This is a genomic window from Stutzerimonas nitrititolerans, from assembly GCF_003696285.1.
Classification (GTDB): domain Bacteria; phylum Pseudomonadota; class Gammaproteobacteria; order Pseudomonadales; family Pseudomonadaceae; genus Stutzerimonas; species Stutzerimonas nitrititolerans.
Genome location: NZ_RFFL01000003.1, coordinates 119,798 through 133,305 on the forward strand (window position 1 = coordinate 119,798; position 13,508 = coordinate 133,305).

10 protein-coding genes are annotated in these 13,508 nt (G+C 54.3%); 6 read left to right on the forward strand and 4 right to left on the reverse strand.

The genetic code is table 11. The annotated features are described in order from the left end of the window. Positions 1–65: 65 nt before the first annotated feature. Positions 66–497 (forward strand): LexA family protein, encoded by a 432-nt coding sequence (locus EA795_RS04585; RefSeq protein WP_058075688.1) that lies wholly within the window; start codon positions 66–68, stop codon positions 495–497. Continuing rightward, complete coding sequence (locus EA795_RS04590) at positions 484–1,764, forward strand: Y-family DNA polymerase (RefSeq protein ID WP_122075799.1); 1,281 nt, start codon at positions 484–486, stop codon at positions 1,762–1,764. The genes EA795_RS04585 and EA795_RS04590 overlap by 14 nt, the downstream gene beginning before the upstream one ends. Positions 1,765–1,917: 153 nt before the next feature. On the opposite strand, the gene EA795_RS04595 is transcribed toward EA795_RS04590, so the two are convergent. Then, positions 1,918–2,856, reverse strand: coding sequence for an aromatic alcohol reductase (locus EA795_RS04595; RefSeq protein WP_122076034.1), 939 nt, complete (start codon positions 2,854–2,856; stop codon positions 1,918–1,920). A 98-nt stretch (positions 2,857–2,954) separates the two neighbouring features. Between EA795_RS04595 and EA795_RS04600 the strand changes: the two genes are divergently transcribed. From EA795_RS04600 to EA795_RS04610, 3 genes are all read left to right on the forward strand, one after another. Next, positions 2,955–3,368 carry a winged helix-turn-helix transcriptional regulator gene (locus EA795_RS04600; RefSeq protein ID WP_122075801.1) on the forward strand — a complete coding sequence of 138 codons (414 nt, stop codon included), beginning with the start codon at positions 2,955–2,957 and terminating at the stop codon, positions 3,366–3,368. Positions 3,369–3,541: 173 nt separating this feature from the next. Further along, positions 3,542–4,216, forward strand: a complete 675-nt coding sequence (locus EA795_RS04605; RefSeq protein WP_122075803.1) for a DUF5710 domain-containing protein — start codon at positions 3,542–3,544, stop codon at positions 4,214–4,216. A gap of 25 nt (positions 4,217–4,241) precedes the next feature. Next, positions 4,242–4,757 (forward strand): hypothetical protein, encoded by a 516-nt coding sequence (locus EA795_RS04610; protein WP_122075804.1) that lies wholly within the window; start codon positions 4,242–4,244, stop codon positions 4,755–4,757. Positions 4,758–4,841: 84 nt separating this feature from the next. Here the strand turns inward: EA795_RS04610 and EA795_RS21170 are convergent, their stop codons facing one another. Continuing rightward, positions 4,842–5,009: a hypothetical protein gene (locus tag EA795_RS21170; RefSeq protein ID WP_170162212.1), complete on the reverse strand. Its 168-nt coding sequence runs from the start codon at positions 5,007–5,009 to the stop codon at positions 4,842–4,844. A gap of 890 nt (positions 5,010–5,899) precedes the next feature. On the opposite strand from EA795_RS21170, the gene EA795_RS04615 reads away from it, so the two are divergent. After that, positions 5,900–8,473: an SIR2 family protein gene (locus EA795_RS04615; protein WP_205891469.1), complete on the forward strand. Its 2,574-nt coding sequence runs from the start codon at positions 5,900–5,902 to the stop codon at positions 8,471–8,473. A 457-nt stretch (positions 8,474–8,930) separates the two neighbouring features. Here the strand turns inward: EA795_RS04615 and EA795_RS04620 are convergent, their stop codons facing one another. After that, a complete protein-coding gene (locus tag EA795_RS04620; protein ID WP_122075808.1) occupies positions 8,931–9,701 on the reverse strand; it encodes a DUF4145 domain-containing protein in 771 nt (256 codons plus the stop codon). Positions 9,702–9,790: 89 nt separating this feature from the next. Then, the gene (locus EA795_RS04625; RefSeq protein WP_122075810.1) at positions 9,791–13,093 is read right to left on the reverse strand and encodes a VPA1262 family protein; all 3,303 of its coding nucleotides are present in this window, start codon (positions 13,091–13,093) and stop codon (positions 9,791–9,793) included. Positions 13,094–13,508 lie beyond the last annotated feature (415 nt).

The window sequence follows — 13,508 nt, forward strand, 5'->3', positions numbered from 1 at the left end:
GGCGATTGACCGTCGCCGAGCACTCATAATACTGTATAAACATACAGTTTTGAGGTCGGTACACCATGCCTGTCAGTATTCTGGGCCCTGCGGCGCCCTCGTCGATCATCCTGCCGTTTTTCAGCTTTTGCGTCCCGGCGGGGTTTCCAAGCCCGGCGCAGGACCATATGGAAGGCACCATTTCGCTCGACGAGCTGATGGACATTCGCGCTCCCCACACCTACATGGCGCGCGCCGACGGCGACAGCATGGTCGATGTGGGCATCTTCGACCGTGACATCCTCATCATCTCGCGTGGCCGCTCGGCTGAACGGGGGGAGGTCGTCATTGCCGCTCTCGACAACGAGCCTTTGGTGAAGATCTTCGACCGCAAGGACGATCAGGTCGTGCTGCGCTCGGCGAACAGGAAATTCCCGCCGCGCTACCTGCTCGAGAGCGAGGAGTTGCAGGTCTGGGGAGTGGTGTCCTTCAGCATACGTTTCCATGGACGGTACTGAACGGCCCCTGGCCCTGATCGACTGCAACTCGTTCTATGCCAGCTGTGAGCGGATCTTCCGGCCCGATCTGCGTCGTACCCCCATCGTGGTGCTGTCGAACAACGACGGCTGCGTCATTGCGCGCTCGGCCGAGGCAAAGGCGCTGGGCATCCGGATGGGCGAGCCCTATTTCAAGATCCGGCATGAACTCAAGCGCAGGGGCGTAGCCGTGTTCTCCAGCAACTACGCGCTCTACGGCGACATCAGCGAGCGGGTGATGACGGTCATCGAGGGGTTGGTGCCGGCCGTGGAGGTGTATTCGATCGACGAGGCCTTTGCCGACCTGACGGGCATTGCCGATGTGGAGGGACTCGGCAGGCGTATCCGTACCGACGTGCTGCGCTGCACCGGCATCCCGGTGGGGGTGGGCATCGCCGGCACCAAGACGCTGGCCAAGCTGGCCAACCATTCGGCCAAGCGCTGGCAGAAGCAGACGGGCGGGGTGGTGAGCCTGCTCGACCCCGACCGGCGCGACAAGGTCCTGCGCGTCACCGAAGTCGGCGACGTCTGGGGTATTGGACGGCGCATGACCGAGCACCTCAATCGCATGGACATCCATACGGCCTGGGACCTGGCGCAGGCCGATGCCCGGACGCTGCGCGAGCGATTCTCTGTGGTGGTGGAGAAAACCGCTCGCGAACTCAGGGGCACGCCCTGCCTGGCGCTCGAGGAGATGGCGCCAGCGAAGCGGGAAATCTGCTGCTCGCGCATGTTCGGCGACCGCCAGGAAGCATTCGAGCCGATCCGCGAGGCGGTTGCCAGCTATGCCGCGCGGGCTTGCGAAAAGCTCCGGGCGCAGCAATCGCTGTGCAAGCGTGTACGGATAAGCATCCGGACCGGCATGTTCAATCCGGAGGAGCCGAAGTATGCACAGGGCATGGTATGCGAGCTGCCGTATCCGACCGATGACACGCGCCTGATCACCCGGGCCGCCATCGCCGGCCTGGAGCACATCTACCGTCATGGCTATGCCTATAGCAAGGCGGAGGTGCTGTTGATGGAGCTGTGCCAACGCGGCGAGTTCTCCGACGATCTGTTCGCATCGACCCCGCCGGCGGCGGCTGAACGGGTAATGGAGGTGCTCGATGCGGTCAACGCCAAATGGGGCCGCAATACGCTACGGCCGGGGCGTGTGACCCTGGCACCGAAGTGGAGCATGCGCCGGGACATGATGAGCCAGAGCTTTACGACCCGGATCGACCAGCTGTGGACGGTTGGGTGCCGATGAGGGAAAGCAGGAACACCTGGATGCCAGGCTGGCGGCACCTCGGGGGACCGCACCACACAGGTTGCCGGGACGTTGAGCAGGCATCAGCTAACGTGTCGGATGGGGCCTGCGCAATAGGCCGCTGCCTGATGAAGGCTTTCAGGCCGGGGGCACCTAACCCTTCAGGTTCTCGTTGATCCAGTCGGCCGTCGTTGTCAGCTCAATGCCATGGACGGCGTTGAAGGTGTTTCGCTTATCCCAGGCGACGCCCTTGCCCTGCGCAAACACCGCCCGATACTTGCGCATCTGATCGTCGGGGGCGGCGGCCAGATCGTCGTTCAGCTTCTGCACGGTCCACTCGATCCGATGCACCTTGCGATCCAGGGCAGCATCGACCCTGTCAGCGAGCTGACCGTAGCTCAGGGTGTCTCCAGCAACGAACACCACCCGGTTCGCCAGGCGGGGGCGAGTGAACAGTATCCTCGCCGTCAGCAGCCCGATGTCCTCCGGTGTTGTCACGGTGACTTGCGTATTCCAGCTGCCCAGCGCATGGACTGTGTTGCGTGCCAGGTCCACCACACCGAACGCGGGCTCGAACAGGAAGCTTGTGAACATGCCCGTCGAGATGATCAGCCACTCGGTCCGCCCCTGGGCGCGCAGCAGTGCCCGAACCTCGAGCTGTTCGTCGAACAGATCCTGCGCGCTGCCTTTGCCGATCGCGTCGTAGTCGACCCCGAACTGCCAGGGCACGTAGCGTTTCACGCCCGCCTCGAGCACGGCTTGGGTGATTTTGAGTTGCACGCCCGCACCTGCCACGAAACCTACGCAGCTGATGACGGTGTCGAACCGACGGAAATTCCCGGCCAGTTCTTCAACCGGGTCCTCAATGATGTCGGCGGACAATACCCCAACACCCAGCATCCGTAATTGTTCGAGCAGCTCCGCTCGGGGCTTGGGTATGGCAGCGGTTACCGCGGGACGCAGCAGGACCGTGATGCGCACACCGCCTTCGTTCGCAGCGGCCTTGGCCAGCTCGCGCAGCACGCAGAGGCCAAGTTCTCCAGCGCCAAGCACCAGGATATTTCGGGTTTCCACAGCGTGATCTGCCTGCATGATCTTCTCCAAAGTGCGTTTCGATCGTGGACGGCCGTTATCCTGTCACCATCGAGGAGTGCCTCGTAAGTAGGCACACGCGTGATCCTGGGGGCTCTATGGACAACGACGAAATCATCAGGCAGTCGCAAGCGGTGTGCGCCGCGCTGAGTGCGGAAGACGATGGCTTGAAGCGGGAGGTGCTGTCCCATGCGGGCAATCGCTGGTCGCTGGGAATCGTCCACACGCTAGGGGTGGCGGGGCGCTTGCGCCACGCTGAAATAGCCAGGCGCATGGATGGCGTCACGCAGCGGATGCTGACTCGCAGCCTGCGGCAGCTGGAACGAGACGGCCTGGTCCTGCGGCACGATTACGCCGAGGTCCCGCCTCGCGTGGAGTATGAATTGTCGGCGTTGGGGCGGGGCCTGCTCGCCCAGATGATTCCGCTGTGGATGTGGGTCGTGAAGAACGCCGAGGGCTTTCGTGCCGCTCGACAGGACTACGACGCGAGGGCCTCCGACGACACAAGATGAGCGCTCGACCTTCAAACGGCTACGCCGCAGTTACTTGATGTGAAGACTCCATTTCCTCATGTGCGAGCTGGATGCGACTAGATGCGTTTGCCCAGCCTCCTTGGAGCCTTGATATCCTCCGGTCAAGGAAACACAGCCCTTGGCGGCGACTCAATCCATACGAGGAAATCTTGATGGCGCGCGTTGACCTGGACGTTCCGTTCTCGGAGAAAGATGAAGCGAAAGCGCTTGGAGCCCGCTGGGATCCACAGGCAAAGGTCTGGTACATCCCCGAAGGTAAAGAATCGGCACCATTTGCTAGATGGCTCCCCCAGCAAGGCGATGCGAACTTGGCGAATGAGCCGGAATTCAAAATCCGATCGCTTTGGTACTTCCTTATTGAGTCGTCATCCCACTGCTGGAAATGCGGCAACCGGACACGGGTACATGCGTTCATGCTGCCGGAAGATCACGAGCAGTTTGAATACGCAGAGGAGGATGAGGCGTTTACCCTCGCCAGTCCCAGTGGCTACTGGATGCGCCAGGGAGAAATTGGGACGGTGTCGAATGTGTATGGCTTGTCGCCAAAGGTATTGGCGCAGCTTCGATGCCATACGACTCGCTATCGGCCTGCCTACAGCCAACAGGCCGGGGCAACCTACTACATGAACCACTGCGAGCACTGCGGAGCTAAGCTGGGCGACTTCTACATGCACTCAGAGCCGGGTGGTGCGTTCTTTCCAATGTCGGCTGCCGACGCGAGCAAGATGATCCTGCGCAAGGTCGACGCGCCCTTCGAGGCGAATGGCAGCGTGGGATATGCATCGGAGAATTTCGTCGAGTGCATGCAACGCAAAGATGACCAGTGAGTCCCAAGGATCAAGGTAGCGCTACATGAGCTATGGGTTAGAAGACGCTTCAGGTGGAAGCAACGAAGAGGTCGTTGAGCTGCTGCGCCAGGCCAAGCTAATCGCGGTGCGTTATCGCCAGCTCACCGGTAAACCGTTGGGTATTACAGGAGAAGTGGCAGAGTTCGAGGCGGCCGCCATTCTTGGTTTGGATCTGCACGCTGCTCGGGCCGCGGGCTATGACGCAACCGAGATGCGAGACGGGAAGCCCGTTCGGGTGCAAATAAAAGGTCGATGCATCTCTGACCCGAAGCGCGTAACGGGGCGGGTCGGCAAGATCGATCTCAGGCAGCCTTTCGATACCGTACTGCTGGTCCTATTGGACATGGACCTGAATGCACTTGCGATGTACGAAGCGGAGCGTACTGCTGTCGAGGCACTACTCACCAAGCCTGGCTCGAAGGCCCGCAACGAGCGCGGATCGGTTGGCATTAGCCAATTCAAAGCGATCAGTAAGGTCCGTTGGACCAAGAGCGGCGTAACGAAGATTCAGGTCGTGTAGCAGTTGGTCGCCGGCGGCTGACTTTGCAATATACCGAGTCGGAAGAAGAACAAAGCGGGCCGCCCAAGCGGACGGCCCGGTGGCTCAGGCTTGCGCCGATTCCGCGCCGAATGCCCGTCGATACAGCACGACCATCTCGTCGAGCAGTTCCTGGGCCGCATAGCCCAACAGGCGCGCCCGCAGATCGAGGGTAGGCACGCCGCCATCCTCGGTCAGCTGAAGCAAAAGCCCCCGGATCATCTCGACACGCATCTCTGCCTCGGCCAAGGGACCGGAAGACGAAACGACAGTCGAACAACGCAAGTGGGCAGTGGAAGGAAAGGCCAGGAGATTGGAAGGCAACTCAGTCATGGCCCACCTCGCAGCGCGAAGTAGTAACAGAGCCAGATAGAGACGAAACGACAGGGTGGGGCGCGGGCGTAAAAAGGAGGTAGTGCATAACGCTGGTGCTCCTTGGACAGTTAAGGAGCCGCCAACCAGCCTTCTCACGAGCGTGGGTGGCGGACCGTGCAAGGGTGAGAACCGGCGTCCAAGGGAACCGGCCGGACCGAAGCCCGCCTCACACGGCCCGCCATAGCTTTGCTGCAGCACAGTGCTAACACTGGCTGTGCGCTACGGCGCAACCGCGCCTTGGACATACACGCCGGGTTCTCACGCCCGGTCGCGGGATTTACCGCGACTGGGACAGTCTAGCGCGGGCAATTGGGGGAGGGCAAACAGGCTGGAGCGTAGTGAGGAGTAACTGGAGAGATGGCTTGCGAAGGGCAACTATCGGGCCAGAAGCGGGCAGTAGGCCGGCTAATGGGTATCCCCTTTCGCTCCGACCAGATCGCCTCTTTCAAAATCGGCAATGGCTGAAATCGGCGAGAAGCAGCGGTCTATTTCAGACCATCCCTAATGCCGTGATCAGTAGCTCCAGCTGTCATACCCACTCCATTCATCACCATGCATTCGACGGGGCACACCTTAAAGAAATGAGCCGTGAATACAAAAACCATTGCCGCTCTGTGTTCAATAGAGCGTTACGGTAGATGGTCAACGTATTGATGCCGAGTCCACATGAAGTGTGCAGTTCACAGTTTGAAAGGATGATGGAAGAATGGCATAGTGTACCAAGCGCAATTAACAGCAAGGATAGTGTTATGTCAGTGGTGTCAGACGCATTACAGAGATTCTTCGAGTCCGCGACTAATCCGGTAATTTTTACTGGCGCAGGGGTATCTGTTCGAACGGGACTACCAACATGGAAGGCATTAGTCACACAACTCGCCGAACAACTTCGTCGAGCCGACCCTCTTACCACCCAAATGATGATTGAATGCGTTAATGATGGCGACTACACCACTGCTATTGACTATTTTAACATCACAAAAAAGATGGTAGAAGGCGAGAAACTCAAAATCCTTAAGGATCAATTTAAAAAATTTGATGCGAAGTCGATATCCGCTGTTGGGGAACTGCCGTTCAAGTCCTGTATTACCACAAATTTCGACAGAAGCATATTGGATGCAATTGCAATTGCCAGACAAACAACAGCCGTGGACTACAAATATGGCGACGCGTCTTTCCGACAAGCCCAATGGGAGGACAGCTTGTTTGTCGCTCGAATCCACGGCGCAGCAGAGTATCCTGAATCAATAATACTTTCCGATGGCCAATTTGAAGCACTATTGAAGGATGATGTTTATAAGGACCTCTTACGCGACTGCTTTATAAATCGCAACGTCCTGTTTATGGGGTTCTCATTTTACGACCCGGCAATAAAGTATGTCTTTACAGAGATCGACAAGCGCTTTGGGCCTGCCACCCCTGGAAGGCACATGGCTCTACTACCGGAAGATATTAGCTCGGAATTCCTGAGCAAGGCGAGCCGGCTAAATATCGACATTATAAAGTACGACCCTGCCAATCACCACGCATCGCTTTGGGAGGGGATCGAATCATTTAACAAAACGAAATCCGCTCAGCCAAACATACCACCAGCAGCAACAATAACCCCATTCGACGCAACAAAGCGCTATCTTGCTGCATGTTATTCGCGAGCAAAAACACAAGATAGTTCGACCGCTCTACGTCATGTAGTCATTGAAGGGGTTGTGTCGGCATTATTACAAGAGGCGGCCCCGACCTCTCTCACCCGCGCTGATATTTTGGAGAAAGTCAGACTCCAACTCGGCATAAAAGGGAAGGACGCGGAAAAAATCTTAAACAAAGCCACTAAATCTCTTATCGATGACGGGCTTTGTATCAAGCAAAATGGATCGCGCGTCTCTGGAATACGTTACGCATGGAAAGGCGAGACTGCAGGAGAAAGCATGCTTGACGCCTCCATAAACACGCTTTGCAGGAGCTTTGCGGACCGTGCATTTCTGGAAGAAAAATGGTCAGTTTCCGACGCCATTAAACTTAAAATTATTACCTTATTCAATCACCTGATAAAGCGAAGGGGCTGGGACTTAGGAGCGGCTTTTGCATCTGGCAAGACACCTGAAAATATTTCAATAGAGGCTGTCCTTAATGAGTGCAACTTGAAACTAGTCGCCTTCGATCAGGAGCGAGCTCTTCGCGTTCTGAAAAACATGCTGTTCCACCCCACCGCAGAAGAGTCGAAATTATTAGGAGAGCTGGGCCGAGTCAGCTTTGCAATGGAGCTTGCGTTCCATGCGCCTGAACGAACTCTACTGCATAAAATGGTGCTACCTCGCGACATCTATTTTGACGCCAACGTACTACTACCTGCCTTAGTCCCAGGCCATCCTTTCAGCAACATCTATAAAGAAGCAATCAAGAGTCTGAAGGAAGCGGCTGCCTCTGCCGCTGTCAAGCTAAACCTCAATGTGTGCGCCGGCTATCTTAATGAGGTAATTAGCCATCGAAATCTGGCGATTAACTACTATAACGAGGCGGGTGCAGATTTCGCAAAAATATCCAGAAGTGACGCATTGTATAATGGCACTTCAAATTTGAATGTTTTTGTGGGGGCGTACGCGAACTGGGTTAATCAGAACTCCGAGATTGACTTTTTGAAATTCCTCGCTGAGTACGCGCCTTATCGTAATGAGACCGATCTCAAGGCCTGGCTTACTCGTCTGGGCTTTACAATCATTCCGGCAATAAAAAATGCGCGCTACCCCGAATACTACTCGGCGCTGGAGAAATCTTATGCCGGTCCGCTTTCAGCAGGTAAACGTCCTATTCTAATTGAGCATGACTCAATACAACTAGCTGTCTTGCGGGAAGAGCTTGAGCGTGGAAATCGTTGCCTATTTGTTACCAGCGACCGAGGATTGCAAAATATAGTTTCCGAGCTCAAAGGACTGTCTTTATCGGAAGCAATTATTGGTCACGTCGGACTTATACAGCTCATTGAAATGATGCTGGGTGGGATTTCAGAAGGCGCGGGATTAACAGAGTTGCTTTGGAGTTCCAGAATATCAAATAGCACACAGGCGATCCGATCTCACCTCGTATCCTTGGGGCTTTCTCAATACGACGACGGTATTGCAATGACGATGCCAGAGATCATCGAACAATTTTCCGAGCTTGCTGCATCTGAGCTTGAGCGAGCAGGAGTGAATCTCGACTCTGAGGACCCCAAAAGACGTGTTCAGGCATTTAAAGCCCTCGGCACTCTTGAGGAAAACTATATGAAAAACATGAATGAGGCCGCGCGCGCACTGGAAAAGAGACTGCGAGGTAGCACCACCTCAACATAGCTGAAATCCCACAGCGTCATTAGGTTCCAAAGAGCCTCGATAGTCCAGGCAGCAGCATATGCTGTTTGGACTCTAATCGTCAGACGCGAAAGCATAGTTATAATCACTGAAAAGTTCCTGGCCGTTGCCTAAAATCTTTTTTAATGATGGCTCAGGTTCCCTGCAACCTTCCAGAAACCACCTCTGCGCTCTTCTGGGCTATCGCACCTTAGCTTCTTCCCTTGCGGCTACCAAACAAGGATCCAACACCGGCCCGGTTAGCGCCGAAGGGTAAAGGGGACGGATTTATTTACTGGAGCACTGTCCGTTTTTGACCGGTAACTGCCCGTCGTCACCGGCTGCAATCGGCCGGGCCGGTCATTCGGCTCATCATTCTGGCTCAGGGTCATGAAAAACTATGGGCATCCCCTTTTCTCATAAGTAAAAGGCAAGACCTGACCCCCGCCCTGCCTCAAGGCTAAATGCTACCAGTTCTAGGGAGTCTGCTTATAGGCCCTTTGCGGCTATTGATAGCCGCTGCCAGCTCTTGAATCTTTCTCTTCCGGTCGCTGTAAACCTCTTCAAGAAGTAATTCCATAATTTCGAAAGCGTTCAGTGCATCTTCAAATTCCACTTGTGTTCCTGGATGGCTTCCGTAATTACCGAGCCAGCGTATAGCATCGAAGAGTGCACGCACGCTTTGGTCATCATCTCCAAGCATTTGGATTCTGCGCCCAAAGGAAAGGTATCCCTCTCCAGATTCTGGCTGCGCAGGAACTCCAAGAGTTGTTAGGATTTCCTCGGCCGCCGCCCTGATGCTATTGCAGCAAGTGGACGGACTTGAAAAGTAATATGCAAATGCAGTTTTTAAAGTGGCTATGACATTAACTGGGGAAGCAGCAGGGAAGTCAATTAACTGTAGCGCAGGGTGGAAGTACGATGGGCGATAAAATTCCACATACCCTCTATCCCAGCCCCCATCCGGGCGCTCGAAATACTCTTCTTCAACTGAGCCGTCGCCAACGACAAAAACGAATTCACCGCACGAGGAGCATTTCAAGGTGCAACTGAAGATAAGCTGAATAAATTCAGGCTCCCAATAATCCTCACCATGCTCAGCTTTCGATGCGACTGTTTCTTGAGAGTTGAAATCGCCCTCAAGGCGAAGCTCGCCGCTATAGCAGTAAGGGCATGTGTATCTGTGAATCGATTCTTTCGTAAACACCGATGTTAGGGTTTTGTTATCCATTATTTTTCCGACTCCATATTATTTGGCGATCGCAGGCCAATATATCCGGCTCCCCAAGCAGAACAGGGCACCAACTGTACATCTACTACTTATCGGCCATTGGTAATCGCTGCTTGAATGGTGTGGCGCAGGCTATGAGATTTGATCTGATCAGGGTCACCTTTCATGTAGGTGAGCAGCTCCCTATTGGTAAGATTTTCCCTGTATGAAAGTGGAAGTCGATCAATGATCAGTTCACTTTCTCGCAATAGTTCAGAAAGTGACTGGTTAGTTTCATCATCGATGAGTGCGTAAATCCGGCGAGCCAACGCATAGAGCCATAGGTTCACTTCATGCGCCCGGATGTGTGAGCTCCAACTAATCTGAGCGCTAAGCGGTTGTCTTATCGTTCGAGCCAGTGCATTGAAGACTTTCCACAGCTCAGCGATGACCGTCTCTAGATTTTTTGGGGCAAGGTAGGAGGTCAGCGTGGCAAGTTCGTCAGTGAAGGCGCCATCTGCCTCTAGCTTAAAATACAAGCTGTCTTTGTTTAGGGCGGCACGCCATTGGGTTGTTAATTCATTTAGCCACTCCCTTGAGACCTGAGTTGTATCTATCGTCTTCCGTTCGAGCATGGGAAGAAGTAATGACTCTAAGATCCAAGGTGTGAAGTGATGCAGCCTACCAAGACGACCGCGTACTGGTTGGAGAATATCTTGGAGTTCTTGGTCGGATAGCGGTCCTTGTAGTGATCGGGTAAGTTTTGAAATTAGATGGGGTTTAATATCCGATTTGACGTAGTTTGCTTCATTGATTAGCCAGCAAAGAATAGTTCGATGAAAGCTGGCAGGAGCAATCTTGTCGATATTCGACAGTGCTTCAACTCCTAACGTGCCATTGTTGATGGCGTCTTTGAAAGCATGGAGCCCCACCCACGTGACGATACTCGTCTCACTGTACATAAGGGCTTCGAGTTGAGCTGTTTTTTTGTCTAAACCTAGGTACAAGCATATGTGCTTGAAAGCCTCGATGACCAGCGTGTGCGTACGCAGGTCTTCGATGGGGTTTGCACATATTGCGCTCAGAAAGCTGACGAGCGCCTGGGGTGCATGTGACCAGAGCAGCTTGAGGGCGTAGTAATCACCCCATGAAGTATCTGTTGGCGAGTTACTGAACGCTCTATAGGGGGTATCGGTGGAAAGCAGGAGTGAGCGAAGGTCTTGCGAGCGGTAATGTTCAAGGTCGAGTAGCGTTTTCCGTTTCCTCGGCTGTAAAGCACCCGGGCGGCAAGGTCTCAGGTGTTCGAGCAAGGCGGTCTGCAGCTCTTGTGGGAGAGACTTGGTTTTCTCCGTGTACAGTTGACCTGCATGGGTCCAGGCGAGCACATAGCCGAAGGCATCCCAGGTCGAGTGAAAGTCCTCAGCAGGTAGGCCGTCAGTCCAGAACGTGGAGGGGACACTATCGAAAATTTCTGGATCAAGCTCCCCGTCTTTGATCTTGCCCTTCGCCTCCAATTGGTTTCTTAGCTGAACTCCTGAAAGTCCTACGAGTTCAGGGTCATTCAACCACCAGGCAAGCACATCGCCCGCGCGGGGAGCTTCTGTGAATGAAGAACGGTGGTTTAACCCATTAGGTTCCTCGTCATCTTCCTCCGCCTTGACGAATGTGGTTGAGTCAAAAATTATCTTTGCTGTAGGTGTCCTCCCGTCGTCCGCATGTAGCGTGTTCTGTATGATCTGATCAGTGTATTCGAAGACATGATGCATGACATCCAATGGAATAGGCGTTGCCAGCAGTGGAAAATTGTCATTAGCGCGTTGTATCGAGTTGGAGAGGTGATATCCAGCCAGCGGGCGACCGCTCGCTGAGCGAATCAGTATCATACGGTCATGAATTTTACTTTCAGGAACTGCAAGTACTTTGAGGTGAACGTTGCCAAAGTAGCTGTTGCCCCACTCATCGCATTGGGCAAGAAGACGGTGGATACGGTTGGGTTGATTAGGGGCATTCGATGTTTTCTCTGTCGTGATGATGAGGTAATCGCCTGTCGAGGTGCCCATCCGATGCAGGAGTTCAATGCCCACGTCCTCCATGAACGGGTCGATCCAGGCGATCTGTGCGTCATGGTTGCTCTCGAAAATTTCGCGGAGCCATTGGGTCAATTGCAAGCGACTCCTGCCGCCGCTGTCGGTCAGCTTGGGGAAAAACCGACCTTTGGATTTTTTGGGGTATAGTTGTTTTATGGTGTTTTCGGTAGCCCTATTCAGAGTGACCCATGGGTCGGAATCATGGCCTCCCAGTTGCGAGCGCGAGGGTCGAGTGGCGCGACTAATCCGCCCCGCAGCCTCCACCTGGGGTTTTTCTTTTGCCGGAACATGCTTCTCCAGCCAGCTCAACTTTCTATTTGAGCTGATCGGTTCAATCACCTGCATGTTGAGGTTCATGCTGCGAACAAAATAGTTCCCAGTCTGCAGTACTAGGTATGAGGCATCGCCCACGTTGCCAAGTGCGTAGATTTCCAGGGTAAATGATGTACAGGTCTGATTCTCTAACGCCTCAAGCTTGAAGCCATGCTTTAGCGGGTACTCAGAATGCTTGTCTAGTCGAGCTGTATAGGTAGCTTGCACACTGTCATCACTGTATGCATTGACCACAACTAAAAGATCGGAGGCTTCCGGGGTTAGCGGCTCAAATAGTTCGATGGAGGCGTCTGGTCCCCTCAACGTGATGTCGTATTTGCTTCTTTCTGCGCTGGTCAGGCTCGGGGCGCAGATGAACTCAAAATCTCCGATACGCCATGCGTCTAGCTCTGCGAAGTCCAGTCCGGTATCTGCGTTCAATGTACGGCATGCGGCTTCAGCGATTATCCGGTCCAAACCCTCCGTCATGCTGAAGAGCCAAGGCTTGCCTGCGGACGAAATGGCTGCGCTGTCCACGCTAGCATAGCTGGTCGGGCTAAGGCGGCTCGTGCGGAACTGATAGAAGTCTCTTGTCGGTAAATGCATGACGGGACGGGCGATAGGATTTACTCCAAAGGTAATCGTCCCTACTTTTGCAGCCAGCTTGTTATTGAGATCTAACTGAGCCTGTTGGCTGGCCTCCTGTAGCGTTGCACCGCCGAAAAGGAATTGATCAAGAAAGATCTTAAGCTGTCGCGATGTTGTATACAGCGTTAAAGCGTGAGTCCTCACGGAACAGTCATCGTTGAGCGAGGTCTTGCTGCTGTTTGTGCCCGTCCAGCTGTTCGACTGGTAAGTGCCTGGCAGAGACCGGCCATAAAGGAACCGCAGCTCGGCGGATCCTGCTTGTTCGATTTCTAGCACCCAGACTTGAGTGACAGTCAGGTGGTGGTCGTCGCCAAAAAGATTGTGAAGCCTGAAGTCAGAGGCTAGTTTGCCGAGAACATTGTCCATAGCGCATCCTTCCGCTTTTGTCAGTGAACAGATCTGGAGCGCAACGTTGAAGGCGTAGCGGTTTCGATCGGTGTCATTTTGATATTACCCTTTTAGCAATCTATTACTGAGTCGTAATGTTGGGTAAGAATCATATGATTCCGGGGACCGGCTGGGCACCGTTGATGTGCTGGTGATATTCCAGGGTCAGAAGCCAGGCATAGGCCAGGTTTATGTAAAAGTCTGGAAGGGGTGCGGACGTCCAGAGCATGGTCACGCCAAAGACCAACACAGGACCAGCATGGACACTCTGCGAAGGGGTGAAACCGCTGTGGGTTTGAAAGGCGGCTTGCTGGGCGGCGCTTAGTAGTCGGGAAACCTTTGGGACAGACCACTATATTGATACTGTTGAGCGTCCGCTCTTGGCCGAAACCCG

Bases quoted from the DNA above. Each gene is read 5' to 3' on its own strand.
- EA795_RS04585 (WP_058075688.1), top strand. From the start codon at position 66: ATGCCTGTCAGTATTCTGGGCCCTGCGGCGCCCTCGTCGATCATCCTG.
- EA795_RS04590 (WP_122075799.1), top strand. From the start codon at position 484: ATGGACGGTACTGAACGGCCCCTGGCCCTGATCGACTGCAACTCGTTC.
- EA795_RS04595 (WP_122076034.1), bottom strand. From the start codon at position 2,856: ATGCAGGCAGATCACGCTGTGGAAACCCGAAATATCCTGGTGCTTGGC.
- EA795_RS04600 (WP_122075801.1), top strand. From the start codon at position 2,955: ATGGACAACGACGAAATCATCAGGCAGTCGCAAGCGGTGTGCGCCGCG.
- EA795_RS04605 (WP_122075803.1), top strand. From the start codon at position 3,542: ATGGCGCGCGTTGACCTGGACGTTCCGTTCTCGGAGAAAGATGAAGCG.
- EA795_RS04610 (WP_122075804.1), top strand. From the start codon at position 4,242: ATGAGCTATGGGTTAGAAGACGCTTCAGGTGGAAGCAACGAAGAGGTC.
- EA795_RS21170 (WP_170162212.1), bottom strand. From the start codon at position 5,009: ATGCGTGTCGAGATGATCCGGGGGCTTTTGCTTCAGCTGACCGAGGAT.
- EA795_RS04615 (WP_205891469.1), top strand. From the start codon at position 5,900: ATGTCAGTGGTGTCAGACGCATTACAGAGATTCTTCGAGTCCGCGACT.
- EA795_RS04620 (WP_122075808.1), bottom strand. From the start codon at position 9,701: ATGGATAACAAAACCCTAACATCGGTGTTTACGAAAGAATCGATTCAC.
- EA795_RS04625 (WP_122075810.1), bottom strand. From the start codon at position 13,093: ATGGACAATGTTCTCGGCAAACTAGCCTCTGACTTCAGGCTTCACAAT.